At 41.1% G+C, this 13,199-nt stretch carries 12 protein-coding genes and 2 pseudogenes; 3 read left to right on the top strand and 11 right to left on the bottom strand.

Features of this window, described 5'->3' with window-relative positions:
- Window positions 1–240: Tn3 family transposase (locus tag ACTRWF_RS09265; protein WP_272688434.1), on the top strand; the 240-nt coding region annotated here is incomplete at its 5' end.
- Between the two features lie 169 nt (window positions 241–409).
- Here the strand turns inward: ACTRWF_RS09265 and ACTRWF_RS09260 are convergent.
- The 4 genes and pseudogenes from ACTRWF_RS09260 to ACTRWF_RS09245 all read right to left on the bottom strand — a co-directional run.
- Complete coding sequence (locus ACTRWF_RS09260) at window positions 410–847, bottom strand: MerR family transcriptional regulator (protein ID WP_008110853.1); 438 nt, start codon at window positions 845–847, stop codon at window positions 410–412.
- Window positions 848–960: 113 nt separating this feature from the next.
- Complete coding sequence (gene merA, locus ACTRWF_RS09255) at window positions 961–2,400, bottom strand: mercury(II) reductase (RefSeq protein WP_008467329.1); 1,440 nt, start codon at window positions 2,398–2,400, stop codon at window positions 961–963.
- A 20-nt stretch (window positions 2,401–2,420) separates the two neighbouring features.
- Window positions 2,421–2,840 (bottom strand): organomercurial transporter MerC, encoded by a 420-nt coding sequence (gene merC, locus ACTRWF_RS09250; protein ID WP_012517596.1) that lies wholly within the window; start codon window positions 2,838–2,840, stop codon window positions 2,421–2,423.
- Window positions 2,840–2,959, bottom strand: a pseudogene (locus ACTRWF_RS09245) (mercury resistance system periplasmic binding protein MerP); the annotation flags it as partial. The pseudogene ACTRWF_RS09245 and the gene merC, both read right to left, overlap by 1 nt.
- A 92-nt stretch (window positions 2,960–3,051) precedes the next feature.
- Between ACTRWF_RS09245 and ACTRWF_RS09240 the strand changes: the two are divergent.
- Window positions 3,052–4,461 carry an IS66-like element ISAma4 family transposase gene (locus tag ACTRWF_RS09240; protein WP_012518755.1) on the top strand — a complete coding sequence of 470 codons (1,410 nt, stop codon included), beginning with the start codon at window positions 3,052–3,054 and terminating at the stop codon, window positions 4,459–4,461.
- A gap of 20 nt (window positions 4,462–4,481) precedes the next feature.
- Here the strand turns inward: ACTRWF_RS09240 and ACTRWF_RS09235 are convergent.
- From ACTRWF_RS09235 to ACTRWF_RS09220, 4 genes and pseudogenes are all read right to left on the bottom strand, one after another.
- Window positions 4,482–4,661: pseudogene (locus ACTRWF_RS09235) on the bottom strand (cation transporter); the annotation flags it as partial.
- Between the two features lie 46 nt (window positions 4,662–4,707).
- Complete coding sequence (locus ACTRWF_RS09230; protein WP_012517597.1) at window positions 4,708–5,055, bottom strand: mercuric transporter MerT family protein; 348 nt, start codon at window positions 5,053–5,055, stop codon at window positions 4,708–4,710.
- A 190-nt stretch (window positions 5,056–5,245) separates the two neighbouring features.
- Window positions 5,246–5,617: an Hg(II)-responsive transcriptional regulator gene (gene merR, locus ACTRWF_RS09225; protein WP_033011277.1), complete on the bottom strand. Its 372-nt coding sequence runs from the start codon at window positions 5,615–5,617 to the stop codon at window positions 5,246–5,248.
- 199 nt (window positions 5,618–5,816) lie between these two features.
- A protein-coding gene (locus ACTRWF_RS09220; protein WP_085929716.1) for an IS3 family transposase occupies window positions 5,817–6,991 on the bottom strand; the annotation gives its coding sequence in 2 pieces (ribosomal slippage) (window positions 5,817–6,721 and window positions 6,721–6,991; 1,176 coding nt in all).
- 252 nt (window positions 6,992–7,243) lie between these two features.
- Here ACTRWF_RS09220 and ACTRWF_RS09215 point away from each other — a divergent pair.
- Entirely contained in the window at window positions 7,244–7,867 is a 624-nt protein-coding gene (locus ACTRWF_RS09215) for a recombinase family protein (protein WP_008467336.1), read from the top strand.
- 122 nt (window positions 7,868–7,989) lie between these two features.
- Here ACTRWF_RS09215 and ACTRWF_RS09210 read toward each other — a convergent pair whose 3' ends face one another.
- The 3 genes from ACTRWF_RS09210 to ACTRWF_RS09200 are packed head-to-tail and all read right to left on the bottom strand — an operon-like array spanning window position 7,990 to window position 13,199.
- Window positions 7,990–8,526 (bottom strand): hypothetical protein, encoded by a 537-nt coding sequence (locus ACTRWF_RS09210; protein WP_061094524.1) that lies wholly within the window; start codon window positions 8,524–8,526, stop codon window positions 7,990–7,992.
- A gap of 3 nt (window positions 8,527–8,529) precedes the next feature.
- Complete coding sequence (locus ACTRWF_RS09205; protein WP_061094525.1) at window positions 8,530–10,719, bottom strand: hypothetical protein; 2,190 nt, start codon at window positions 10,717–10,719, stop codon at window positions 8,530–8,532.
- A gap of 11 nt (window positions 10,720–10,730) precedes the next feature.
- Window positions 10,731–13,199, bottom strand: a complete 2,469-nt coding sequence (locus ACTRWF_RS09200; RefSeq protein ID WP_150140950.1) for a hypothetical protein — start codon at window positions 13,197–13,199, stop codon at window positions 10,731–10,733.

Genomic DNA, 13,199 nt, shown 5'->3' with positions numbered 1-13,199 from the left:
CAATGGAACGATTGTGCTCGACTCATTTCAAATTGCATTATTTATTATAATTCCGCGTTACTATCGGCATTTTTACAAATCCAAGAGAGGAACGGTAGGCAAGATGTGGTTGATGTTATTTCTCGGCTTTCACCTGTTGCTTGGCAACACATTAATCTAAATGGGGAATATGCCTTTAATAAAGACCGCAAAGAAATCGACTTAGCTGGTTTACTTAGTGATGTAGAATCAATAAGTTAAAGAATGCCATCTGTTTGTATTTCTAATTCAAAAGGTACTGCGCATCAAAGTGCCATTAAAAATTGGAGGTGTTGATATTCTATATGCTTGATATATACAAGCTAACATTGATAGAAAACAGATAAGCTAACAAGTTTTTAGTCGAGCCATGAACTGTTCTATAATTGTTCTAATTGCAAAACTCTTCAATTTGGTTTGTTACTAGATTTAAAAATACTTTTCTATGCTCGATTTTAGTAAGTAGCAGCTTTTGGATGTCTTCAGGAACTTTTCTTTCTCCTGCATCTATTGCCATTAGTAATGGCTTGATATCAACTACAAGAAGACCTGCCGCCCTTGCTGCTCGAATGAACTTTAATCTCTTTAATGCACATAAGCCGTAAAGTGAATGGCCTGACTTAGTTTTTTCTTCGCAGTGTACTAAGTTCTCAAGAACATAATTTCTTACCGTATGGACAGATGTTTGTGCAGCTAGTGCCAGTTGAGAAATACTCAAAGGAAAATCCAACGCATCATCATCACTACTAATGAACTTATTGATGTCAGGTATCTCTGTCAAAAAACTGACTTCACCAACAGGAATGTTTTCAACCTTAGATTTAATCATGATTTAGCATGCTTCCAATTTGTGTTGTTAATGGAATGCCTTAAGATATCTTGATTACATTCAATCAATTGGCACTCCATTAACATTTCTGTAAGTACATTACCGTTAAATGATTACCCTGCGCAGCAAGATAGCTCTTTAACGTCTTTGCTAAAGGTTTGAGCGCATAACTTCAATCCTTCAACCATCGTCAAATACGGAAATAGTTGACCTGCCAATTCTTCGACTGTCATTTTATTATGAATAGCAAGAGCCGCACTTTGAATCAGTTCTCCGCCTTCATGGGCTAAAATTTGTGCGCCTATCAGTTTTCCCGTGGATTCTTCAGCTACCAACTTGATAAAACCATCCGTTTCAAAATTTGCTAAAGCTCTTGGTACGTTTTCCATATCAAGTACACGACTTATCGTATTTATTCCTACCGCTGAAGCTTGTACTTCGGTTAGACCTACCGTAGCAACTTGTGGGTCGGTGAATATAACAGCAGGCATGGTAGATAAGTCGAGTTGCGCATTTCCACCTGTCATATTAATTCCAGCCCTACTTCCGGCAGCAGCAGCAACATAAACAAATTGTGGCATATTGGAGCAATCTCCAGCGGCATAAATGTTAGCTGTTGATGTTTCCATCATACTATTAACAACAATGGCACCACTTTTATCTGTTTCAACACCAACATTTTCTAAACCAAGCTTTCCAGTATTTGCATGGCGACCCGTAGAGATAAGCAATTTTTCAGCGATTAATGTTCCTTCGTTAGTTTCCAATGAAAAACCATTGCTATCATAAGAAACATGACTTGCTTGCGTATTATTAAGTACCCTAATACCTTCTTTTTCAAAGCACTCTGCCAGTTTTTCACCTAATAACGGATCTTCAGCATATAAAAGGGTATGTCTGGCTAGAATTGTCACACGGCTACCTAAACGGGCATAAGCTTGCGCAATTTCCAGAGCAACAACGGAGGAGCCGATGACAACTAGACTACTCGGTAACTCTTCTGCAAATAAGGCTTCTGTTGATGTCCAATAAGGTGTATCAACTAAACCCTTAATTGGCGGAATGCTTGGTGTAGAGCCTGTTGCAATTAAAATGCGATCTGCAACCAGCTCTTCTTCACTACCATCAGACTTGTGAACTAGCAAGGTATTTTGATTTTTAAAACGTGCATAACCTTTAAGTAAAGATAGCGCGGGATTACTCTCTAAAATACGTTGATATTTAGCATCGCGTAGTTCTTCGACGCGAGCGTTTTGCTGATGTGCTAATAAGGAGCGGCTAAGTTGTGGCTGAATATTTTCTAAACCATCAAACGGGTTAGTACGTTGCTGATGCGCTAATTGCGCAGCACGGATCAATATTTTTGAAGGAACACAGCCGACATTTACACAGCAACCTCCGATTACATCGGCTCCTTCAATGATAGTAACTCTTGCTCCGCCTTCTGCTGCTTTAATCGCACTGGCAAAGGCCCCTGAACCACTACCAATAATGGCTACATGTAATTGTTCTGGCTGGATGTCATTTGACGAGCAACAACTATTCGTTGACATATTTTATTCCTCTAAAAAAGTTAAGCGGTACAAGTTTCATCATCACAGCGTTTATTCGCAGGAGAAACCATGTCCCAAATTGATACAGCAACCATTAGTCCTAGCCCCGTATAAGTAACGTATGAACTCCACCCGTACTGGAACCAAGGGTATAAAGAGAGTAAAACCAAAATGGGGCCAATTGAACCGATAAAACTACGGTACCATTGACGATGGCTAAACCAGCCTAAGATATTCATTGCCAGCGCTAATACTGCAAACAGTGGTAACAACGTATTGATAAATACCCCTTCCCACTGACTAAGAAATCCCATCCCAATTGCCGCACCAAGACTAGCTATCGCGGGAAAACACATGGCGCATCCCATTGCCGAAACAAGTGCACCTATAGAGCCTGCTTTATCTCCGATACGCGTAACTAGTTCTAAGGGGCTAAACATTACTTATTTTCACTTTTTAAATTTGAAGGGTAGCCAGCGTTGGTAGTCGCTGCAATTAATGCATTGATGTTGGTTTTAGTGTCATCAAAAGAAACAACAGCTAGCTTAGGCGTAACCGTTCACCAGGGCCCTATTGACAGTTAGTAATATTTATTTTCAATGATCGTGGGGATCCTATTGATTGATCCCGCCAGTCTGTCAGAGTGGTTTCATGCCACGTAAAAAGCAGCCCACAAAGCCACCTGTCGCTACTAATCTCGATGATGCCAATGAGCTCATTAGTACACTCTGGGACAGGCTAAATGACCTCGAAGACCGACTGAATCAAAACAGTCGTAATTCATCGCGCCCGCCATCGTCTAATGGGCCGGGGGCGTCCTCTTCTGCGCCAGCTAAAAAGCCGACAGGCCGTAAGCGCGGTGCGCAATCCGGCCATAAAGGCAGTAAGCGGATGCTGGCCGATACCGTTGATGAGACGCGCACCTATTATCCCGACGATACTTGTGCTTGCGGTGGTACTATTACTATCAGTGATTCACCGTATCGCCGCCATCAGGTTTTTGATATTCCTTCTCAGGCTTTCTCTGTGGTTGAACATCAGTTACATCAGGGTCAGTGTTGTCAGTGCAGCAAAACGGTAAAAGCAACGCTACCTGACAACGTGAATCAGGGACAGATGGGCAATAACCTGCTGGCATATGTGGCAATGCAGTCCGGTCAGTTTCACCAGAGTATCAGTAAAATCCAGCAACAGCTCGAACAGAACTTCGGCTTATCGTTCAGTCGCGGTGCTATCTCTGAAGCGCAGGGCCGGGTTAGTTCAGTACTGACGCCAGCGTATCAGGATATCAAAGAGATGATGCGCACTGAGGCGGTGGTACACTGCGATGAAACCCGTCATCAGCGTGGTAACGAAAACCGCTGGATGTGGCAGGTATGCACAGCAGAATTATCATGCTTTATGACGCACTTCTCACGTGGCGCCTGGGCGGCAAAGAAACTACTCGGCGATAATCCGGAAAACATTGTTGTTACTGACCAGTATGCCGGTTATCACTACATCGATTCAGACCACCGTCAATTGTGCTGGGCGCATATCTTAAGAAACATGAATGCGCTGGCGGAAAGCTGGGGTACGAACAAGACTTATGGAACGACGTTAGTCAGGCTCATTCGCATACTGTTCCGGCTGCAACACCGGTATGAGAGTAACGCACTAAGTGAAAAGCGATACCTGGACCGGATGGAAAAACTACGCATCGCCTGGCGAGAGCAACTTGAACTGGCATCAAGACGCTGTGTGACTCCCCGCTATCAGAACCGGTGTAAGCTACTGCTAAAACACGATGACATGTGCTGGGTATTCCTCAGTCACGATGGCGTCCCTCTCACTAACAATGAAGCCGAGCGTTCATTGCGAAGCTATGTGCTGTGGCGAAAAGGCAGCTATGGTGTGTGGTCTCACCGAGGGGAACTGTTCAGACAACGTATACTCACCATCGTCGAAACCTGCCGGAAACAAAAGCTGAATCCACTGAATTGGCTCCGCGCCATTCTCGAAGCGACGCTGAACAAAACGTCCTATCCTCTGCTCGACGACTTCAAAGCTGCCTGTCAATAGGGCCTTGGTGAACGGTTACGCTTAGGCTTGTAGGTAACTTTCGCATTTTCAACGCCATCAACATTTTCTAATGACTTTTTAACTGTGATTGGACATGTCGCACAGTTCATCGTTGGCACTTCCAGTGTAACTGTTTTTACTTCAGCAAAAGCACCAAAACTAGAAAGTGAAAGCAGTGCGGTTAATAATAATTTTTTCATAATTAGCTCCAAATTTTAAAATGTTATAAATTTCTTGATCTGTATATTAAGCAAACAAAAGTATCCAATAATTACTGGTCACTAAAATTGTCGCAACTATAGCGCTCAGCCAGAAAATGACTTTTCGTTGTTGCTGTTTCTTAGGAATTGCACAGGCCGTTCCCGGCTCACACTCTTCTACAGGACGGTAAATTTTCCAACCTGAGTAGCCAAACAACAACACTACAAATGCGATAAATAATGGCCTATAGGGTTCAAATGCAGTTAAATTACCAATCCATGAGCCACTTACCCCAAGTAATAACAGGAGCAAAGGACCTACACAGCATACGCCTGCGCCTAATGCTGCTATGATGCCTCCTATCATTGGAAGGTTTGATTTTTTTTGATTCATATAGATACCTCATTAAGTGATAATGCAAGTGTATTGCATGTACCTAAGTACGGAGTCAAGGGTGATTTATAAAAAATTTATCTTTGATAATCTGCTACGACAGATACGGGGAATAAGCTAACTTGAATTAAGGCGCAGAAGTAAAATTGGATATGCTGTTTTAGTGGGAAATGGTAGTTAAGTGAATCATTTACTTCGGTTGCAACGAATCAATTATTGGGCAGTGGCTATCGTCATCATTATTTTGGCATTGTCCTAAATGTTCTTCCAAAGCGTGTTCTAACAACAACAAGTCAGCCATCTTTTTTTGTACTGCGATCAGTTTTTTATTAGCTAATTCTTGTACTTTACTACATGGACTATCGTTTAACGCAAGTAACCCTTCAATCTCATTTAGCGTAAAACCTAATTCTTGAGAACGCTTGATAAAATGTATTCTATTTACCGTTTCTTTCGGGTAATGTCTATAGCCCTGCATAGGCTTTGGTGGTTGTTTAATTAAGCCTTTGCGTTCATAAAAGCGAATTGTTTCGACATTTACACTCAGTTCTTTAGCCAACATACTTATGGTTCGTTTAGACACGTTATCAATTACCTTACTGACTTTTTGTTTACTTACTTTATATCTAATTAAAGTGACCATCAATGAATACCAGTTTAAACATCGCTAATTGATTTTGTTTTTTCTTCTATTAAATAAGTAAAGTTACCGTTGTTACAACAATATTAATGACGTGGTCAACCAAAATTGACCAACCCAGTTAAGCTACTTTTTTCAATTTCTTCATGTCCGCCTCATATTGATTTGGACTTCTGTAATCTAGATACGAATGCAACCGTTCAGGATTATAAAATGTTGTGATGTATCGCAGCATATCTTGCTGTGCTTCATAACGAGTTTGGTATTGCTTCCAATGCACCAGTTCTTGCTTCAAGCTACCGAAGAAACTCTCAACAACACTATTATCCCAACAATCACCTTTTCGACTCATACTGCCAACAAATTGGTGTCCTTTAAGCAAGCGCCGATAGTCTGCACTCGCATATTGGCTGCCGCGATCTGAATGGACAACCAATCCGGCTTTTGGATTCCGCTGCCATATCGCCATCGTTAGCGCATCACATACTAATTTAGCTTTCATTCTTGAACCCATACTCCAGCCAACGACTTTCCTTGAGTAAAGATCAATAACAACGGCCAAATATAACCAGCCTTCTTGTGTCCAGATATAAGTAATATCCTGCACATAAGCTAGATTGGGTGCATCAACATCAAATTGTCTGTCGAGCACATTGTCAAATATTGGTAACGTGTGGTTGCTGTTTGTCGTGACCTTATATTTTTTCTTGTAGCGAACTTGCACGCCTGCTTCTTTCATCAGTCGGCGTGTAAGACGCCTACCAATAGGATAGCCCAAACAATTCAGTGCTTTTTGCATCCGTCGACTGCCATAACTATGCTCACTGGCTTTGGCAATCTTGTGCATCCATTCTACTATTTCTTTTCGCTTGTCATCATCCGTTGTAGGTTGATGTTGAGTTTTCATATATCTATAAAACCCATTGCGCTTTACGCCTAGTAACCGGCACAACCGATCAACAGGATAGGTATTCTTTCGCTCGGCGATAAACGCGTATTTCACTTCATTTCTTTGGCGAAGAATACAGATGCTTCCTTTAGGATGCGTTTGTCCATTTCAAGCTGTTTCACCTGTGCTTTCAGCTTTCTGATTTCTGCCTGCTCTGGCGTCAGTTTACCGTTTCCTCTGAACGCATGGCCGTCATCATCTTGTTGAAACTCTTTGACCCAGCGGCCAATGATTTGCTGACTCACATCCAACATTTTTGCGACTTCAGAGCGCGTGTGACCTTGGTCTAGCACCAGGCTCACAGCATCCAGTTTAAATTCTTTCGTATACCGCTTTCTTCCGGCCATTTACTTTCTCCAGCTAAGGTTCAATTATATCCTTAACTGGACTGGTCAACTCAATTAAACCACCTCATAAACCACAACAATGTATGGTTTATCCTTTTTCATTATCAAAGTCCAAATTAGTGTTATTACATGCAGTTCTACATGAGTACACCCTAAAGATACTGTTAATATATCACAGGCAATTACGTAATGACACCACTTAAATAAACCTATATGATATGACACCATCTAAATAGACCTAATTAGGCAAAAATGTTCATAAGAGCATATTTACGAGCATCAACTTCTGAGCAAGATGCAAATAGAGCAAAAAGCTCATTAAAAAAATTCGTTTCTGGCTTCAGCAAACGAATTGCTTCTTTTTATATAGAAAATAAATCTGGTAATTCTTTAGATAGACCAGAGCTAATTCGTTTATTGGATGAATCAGAGTCCGGTGATGTTTTGTTAGTTGAATCAATCGATCGTTTAACAAGGCTAAGCCCTGATGATTGGAAAACTCTTGTAGCCTCAATAAATGAAAAAGGAATTAGTGTTGTTAGTTTAGATCTACCAACCAGTCATTTAACATTTGGCAGTTTTCCAAGTGATGATTTTATGAGATCAATACTTAGTGCTATTAATAATATGCTGTTAGAAATATTAGCGGCCAGTGCATATAAAGAATATCGAGAACGTGAACGTAAGCAAAAAGAAGGTATTGTAAAAGCACAGCAAAAGGGACTTTATCACGGTCGTCAGCCTGATTTAGAGGCTCATGATAGGATTGCCTCGTTTACTGAAGCTGGATTTAGTATTAATAAAACGGCTGAAGCAGTTGGAGTTAGTCGAAGTACGGTAATTAGAGTTAGAAAAAAGCTTAAAAACTTAGACTAAGGTTAATTTCGAGGGGATGGGCGCAAAACCCCTTAGAGCAACCTGTCGGACCTAATTGCATCGTGATTTGAATTTGACAGGTTGAGTCCAGACTAATCCAGCTAAGAACATAAGTCTCGGAGCTAATCTAGCTTCTCTCGCTTTTTGAATTCTAGAACGTTGCCTGTTGCCCCCGTTGTTTCCACATCGATCATTAACTCAATATGCTTGCATTCTTCAGGCATATGTTCCCACATAGCAACGGTCATTTGGTGCATTCTCACGGCTTGAGACTTTAAGCGTTTTTTATAATCTCCAAGCTTTTCTTCTTTCTTCTCAATTTCTCTCTTAAGCTTTTTGATTTCTTTTTTAGCTTTGTCTAAGTCTTCCTTAGCCTTTATGTGGAGAGGGTGGCCGCGAACCACAGTATCGGACACATTGCTTACTCCATGAACACGATTTGCTTCAGCGCTTTCGATCAGCGCTTTTGTTTCTGGATAGCGCCTGGCCGATCCATTCGATAACCCCGCTTCTTTCTCAACATTAGAAACAACAATTTTAAGCTTGTTGGCTTTAAGCTTTTGTTTCAACTCTCTGTTAATCGGCTTTTGATGAACAAGCCGCGCCAATGCGTCTCTTAGCTGTCTTTCTGTTGAGCTTAACTCCGCCTTGTCTGTCATGCCTTACGCCTTCCTTGTCGTTTCGATAACCAAATTCAGCACATCTTCTGCAAATTCATACTTTTCATATTTAAATCCTAGATCATCCATGATCGCTTCCGCAGCTTTTACCTGCATAAAGTATTTGGTTGCAGAACTGGAGTTTAATTCATTGTTTTCTTTTAAAAACTCAACGTTTCTCATTGCGTCCATACGGGAGGATTCGGCATAAACAGCATTTTCAATAAAATCATATTCGCAGTCTACACATTCACTTAAATCAATATTGATACGCATTGAACATTGAGTATTAGTGCAATACATCCCAGGAGCAATAGCATGTAAATGTTCTTTACCGTTGGTCAACCGATCTATCCAGTAGTCAACCGATAGCTTGCGTTTGCTTACTCCATCTTCAAAATAACTTTCACCTTCGCGACTAATCTCAGCCGCTGCTGCTTGACCTTTACCTCCTGCGATACGCTTACCATTCGCCATTTTTTGATATATGCGAGCAAATATCTCAGCCTGTTGTGTGACTCGTTCTTTTTGTATTTCGCTGTAAAGTTTTTCAAATGAATAGGCATTTCGGGCATACCATCGCGTCATTGCCATCGACAAATGCGAAAATTGCTGCTTCAAGGCGGGGAAAGAACACAGCTCATAACCAATTAGGTAGTACGCGAGGGAGCGCCGTGTCTGGTGTGGCGAAAAGTGAAATTTATCACCCTGATTAAAAGATGTTTGGGTTGGGTCGGAGGTCTGTAAATGCCCCATATCTTCTGCTGTAAGTGTAAAATCAAATTTATCGCTGTTAAACCCCGTATTAATTTTAGTGTGTAATGCGCTCTTCCCTATAGGTTGGGGAAAAGCGATGTCCTTCAAGTTTGCAAACATTCGATGATTATTTTTCTTTGCAAATCTGTCGCGATAAGGCGTATTAATAGCATTTAATATATGGAAGGCTTTCCAACCCGTTTCCGTGGTTACAAACGTGTCATTTTTGGTTTGACTACTGATCGTAATTTTTGATTGGCGTGTAGTTAGAAAGTAAATGGTTTCCTTGCCAGTTTCGGACTCACATCCATTTTTATCGAAAGTCGTTCTTTGCGCACCGTAAACAGGACTCATTTTGTACAACTCGTCTACGCGCATTCCTGACAATGCCAAGCAAAGCCATGAGGCTTTTGTGTTCAAGCTTCTCAAATACTGTCTAAAACCAGCCCAGCCATAATAAGTGTTGCCAATGCGTGCTCTGAAGATACTAAGACATTCTCGTCGTATTTGAATGCGGGGTTGAATAGATGTGAATATTTGCATCCACCGTGGATCTTCACCTTTATCCGCTAAGGTTATTCCATTGTTGTCGAGCGCCTGGGTAAATCGTTCCCATGATTCTGCATAACCGCCATGAGGTTTATGGCTATAGCCGCTTCTAACCCTCAGAATTTTTCTTTTTACTTCATCGGAATAAAAGGAAATCATCTGCTCAACTGCTTGTTCGATTTCATCTCTTAATCCGTAGGCTTTTACGATATCTTCACTGTACCCTTTTAATGCCGCAAAATAGATTCGGGGGGGAATCACCACTTTTCCGTTTTGCGCATCAGAACTCATGTTGTACATCTTATGGGATTGATGTGAAAAATTGACCTTGAAAGGTAGCAGCCCTTTCAAGTGGACAAGACTATTCAACCCTATAAAACAATAGCTCCTAGAAATATCATACCATCCCTCAGTAACCAAAATTTCTAGATGCTCTTGATTCAATTCCTCAAATGAATTGATGCCACGTTTGATTAGTTGGGCAATATCCTTTCGAAGAGAGTTTTTTTTATTATTTATTGAAGCCAGTTCTATATGTTTAACAGAAAACCACATATCCGCTAATGCTACGCACTTCATTTGATTAAGCATGTGACGCTCTTTTTGATGAAGTACAATGACATTTTCTTCTTGCTCTGGCTCAATGTTAAAAATCAAGTTCGTGACCCCACTCCCTTTGTAGTCAGAATTTCTAAACGCCCATATATCCTCGCCAAACAAGATGGTCTTTTTTTGATCTTGATAGACCACCATTTTGTCTAACTCTTCCCAATCGCCTCGCAGTAGCGCAGGGAGAAGTTCCTGTTGCAAATAGTCGCCTCTATCACCAATTAAACGCATGGTATCTAAGGTTGAATCCATATCTTGTGAGTTTTCAAAAGACAGCATAGATATAGCCCTTATAAAAATTGGGTAATGGAAGATAACGAGTCGAAAAGTGGATAACGCCCTTTTTCTTCAAGCAAATCCTCAGCTTGTTCAACGGTCTCTAATGGGAGGCCGTCAAGGTTAGCTTGAAAGCGATTTATCTTTAATTGAATTACCGAAGCGCGTTCTGGGTATTGGTCAATGGCTTCACTTAACGCATCGAGAAAGCTCAATAGTTTATAAATAGCGTAGGGGTCATCAACGAGTTTGGCGCTTTTGCAAAAGACGCAAAGATCGTATTGATAGCAGGTAATATCTTGACCCTCTTCAATAATCCCTTTTTTTTCTGCGAACTTGCGTGCTGCATAATGCCAATCTTTCTCTGACAGCAAATCAATTTCCCCGCCGCAGCTAATGCCATTGGGGTTTGTAGGAGCATTACGTTGTTTCCAAACATCGTATTCTAAGACGGGAATTTCCAATTCTTTCTTAACCGATTCTATAGCTTCACTGCGGCTCTTGCCCTGGGCTATGTAGACTAACCCCATCATCCCTTGTGACATTTGCTTGTTGTTTGAGACAGGGTGGCCGTTGGGGTAATGTCTTTCAGTTGTTTCAATATTGTGCTGCAAAATTTTTCGGGCTGTCCACCCTTTTTCTTCAGCTTTATACTCTAAGTTAGAATGAGTAGTGCGAATCCTACTGGCGGTAATATTTATAAAGTAATCACCGCGACCAATGCCACACAATTTTAACAGAACTTCGCGAATCGGAACCTCACCTTCTGACCACTGATAAGTAACATATTTACCACCCAGCGGTAGTAAGAATGGATGCTTGGTTGTTGAACTCCCCCCACCAAAACCATAATTTTTTCTGGGTAAAGGGTTTCTGCTCGCAGCATAACGCTCAACCAATTGAAGAAAAGGTTTGTATTTAGCTGCAACAATAAACTCACCTTTAGAGCCATCAGCATATTTGAAAGAAACTGTCATCGCTCCATCGGAATCTTTCTCTGAATAATTAAGCGGTATAAGCGCGTTCCGCAATGAAACATCAGTCATACATGAAAGAGCAGCGTAAGCAATAGGCATTGCTCTTATTGTTACAACTTGCTTTTTAAGAACGGTGACTTTTGCTTCCATCGTGTATACACCATCATCTCGTTTAATCTTGTTAAACGTGGTCATCTTTTGATCTTTAACAATGTCGGCGTAGGTTTTTACTAGATGGTCGGTCAACTCAGCTCTGCTATCAGAAAGCAAATTTAGGTTCTTTGATAATTGGAATGAAGCTCCAGACACATCAACCTTGCCTTTATCACCTTCGCTATTGAGGAAATATATCAGAGTGTCATAAGGGTCTTCGCTGTAGGTTTTCGAGAGGAGTTCGAGTGCTCGAAGAAAGGTAATTCCGTCAGTTTCTCCAACAGTGTCGCGCTTATTGATGTCAGCGACAATAAACCCAGCTTCCTCATCTTTGGCTTCGGGGTGGGAGCTTTCTTCTAAGCCTGAAAATAACGCTTTTACGTCCTTTGATGCACGACCTTTGTAAGCGCGAACTTGAGCAACTTTTGATGTCCGACCATCTTTATTTGACGTAACCATTTTAATGGGGTGGCGAACCTGTCTAATCACTGTGTCGTTAAATGCAGTGTAATAGGCAAACAAAGTGTAAGCTGCCGACATGCATTGATTAAAAGGACTCGCTAAGCCTTCTGAAGCTGAACCATTTTTTCTCCCAAGTGTAATCGTGATGTCACGATTATCTATTCTTTCAACCACAATGTTTTCTAGGTATTGAGGTGGGGGCGATTCGGGGTTTTCTTCTTTAAACGCAATAAGTTGAGTTACCAAAGAGAAAAAGAGAAGCTGAGTGCGTCTAACTAGTGCATACCATTCGCTTGATGTATAAGGTAGTGTAGCAAAATCTGTTATCTCACCAGTAAAGCTCTTAAGCGTGGCTTGCATGTCTGACACATCAAAATCAAGCACTGGAAGCATCGAGTCGAGATTCATCTTTTTTTGAAGAGCTGAGGATTCCAACAAACCAAACTCTTCACCATTATGATACTGAAATTGGTATTTTTTAGGCTCACTAGCAATGTCAACTAAGCGCCGTAACTCACCTGAGTTACCAGCGTAATAAAGATATCCAGCCTGACTAAAAGGGTCGAACTTCTTAATGTCGCAAAATGCAATGTAAGTCTTTAAGGCGCTTAATTTAACTACTAGAGACCATGCATTGGTTTCATTTTTCTTCTCTTGATCAACCCATCTTTTTAGCTTTTGCATTCTTTCCAGTCGAGAGGGTTTAGCTAATGGTTTTTTGGGATCACACTGTTCATGACACCAATAAATAAAATTGTGTCTTGTGCTGTTTAGCACCCCTTCTGGCCGTATATCAACGATCAAATCTAATGAAGTAACATTTTTCTTAGTAATCGGCGGAGCGGGTGATTTATTTTGATTTCTCGATGCTGCTAATCGACTTTTTGCCAT

The organism is Alteromonas sp. G5_S2_22_S1, from assembly GCF_054968525.1.
The sequence above is the reverse complement of the archived record's forward strand: the minus strand, read 5'-3'. Positions and strand labels throughout refer to the sequence as shown.

Excerpts from the sequence above, each read along its gene's own strand:
- ACTRWF_RS09260 (WP_008110853.1), bottom strand. The coding sequence starts at position 847 with ATGATTAAATCTAAGGTTGAAAACATTCCTGTTGGTGAAGTCAGTTTT.
- merA (WP_008467329.1), bottom strand. The coding sequence starts at position 2,400 with ATGTCAACGAATAGTTGTTGCTCGTCAAATGACATCCAGCCAGAACAA.
- merC (WP_012517596.1), bottom strand. The coding sequence starts at position 2,840 with ATGTTTAGCCCCTTAGAACTAGTTACGCGTATCGGAGATAAAGCAGGC.
- ACTRWF_RS09240 (WP_012518755.1), top strand. The coding sequence starts at position 3,052 with ATGCCACGTAAAAAGCAGCCCACAAAGCCACCTGTCGCTACTAATCTC.
- ACTRWF_RS09230 (WP_012517597.1), bottom strand. The coding sequence starts at position 5,055 with ATGAATCAAAAAAAATCAAACCTTCCAATGATAGGAGGCATCATAGCA.
- merR (WP_033011277.1), bottom strand. The coding sequence starts at position 5,617 with ATGTTGGCTAAAGAACTGAGTGTAAATGTCGAAACAATTCGCTTTTAT.
- ACTRWF_RS09215 (WP_008467336.1), top strand. The coding sequence starts at position 7,244 with ATGTTCATAAGAGCATATTTACGAGCATCAACTTCTGAGCAAGATGCA.
- ACTRWF_RS09210 (WP_061094524.1), bottom strand. The coding sequence starts at position 8,526 with ATGACAGACAAGGCGGAGTTAAGCTCAACAGAAAGACAGCTAAGAGAC.
- ACTRWF_RS09205 (WP_061094525.1), bottom strand. The coding sequence starts at position 10,719 with ATGCTGTCTTTTGAAAACTCACAAGATATGGATTCAACCTTAGATACC.
- ACTRWF_RS09200 (WP_150140950.1), bottom strand. The coding sequence starts at position 13,199 with ATGGCAAAAAGTCGATTAGCAGCATCGAGAAATCAAAATAAATCACCC.